Origin of the sequence: Corallococcus terminator, from assembly GCF_003611635.1 — a bacterium.
Lineage (GTDB): Bacteria > Myxococcota > Myxococcia > Myxococcales > Myxococcaceae > Corallococcus > Corallococcus terminator.
The window spans coordinates 1-448 of the sequence record NZ_RAVZ01000810.1 but is presented as its reverse complement, the minus strand read 5'-3'; the positions used below and the strand labels follow the sequence as shown (position 1 = coordinate 448).

At 52.5% G+C, this 448-nt stretch carries 1 pseudogene; it reads left to right on the top strand.

Going from position 1 to position 448, the window contains the following annotated elements:
- Positions 1-251: 251 nt before the first annotated feature.
- Positions 252-448: pseudogene (locus D7V88_RS42245) on the top strand (IS4 family transposase); the annotation flags it as partial.

Genomic DNA, 448 nt, shown 5'->3' with positions numbered 1-448 from the left:
ATAACGGCGTGGGTGTCTGCGGTCAAGAAGGGCAAAGTTTGCCGGTTGGCGTGGGCCAGCCAACGCTGAAAGTTGATAACCTGACTGTTGGCGGTACCGCGTAATAATTTCAGTATTTTCAGAAGGATAATTAATCCTTTTACGTGCACGAACGGTCCCCTCGCCCCTCTGGGATTAGGGTGAGGGGAAAAGCGCCCATAAGCGCTAACTTAAGGGTTGTGGTATTACGCCTGATATGATTTAACGTGCCGATGAATTACTCTCACGATAACTGGTCAGCAATTCTGGCCCATATTGGTAAGCCCGAAGAACTGAATACTTCGGCACGTAATGCCGGGGCTCTAACCCGCCGCCGCGAAATTCGTGATGCTGCAACTCTGCTACGTCTGGGGCTGGCTTACGGCCCCGGGGGGATGTCATTACGTGAAGTCACTGCATGGGCTCAGCT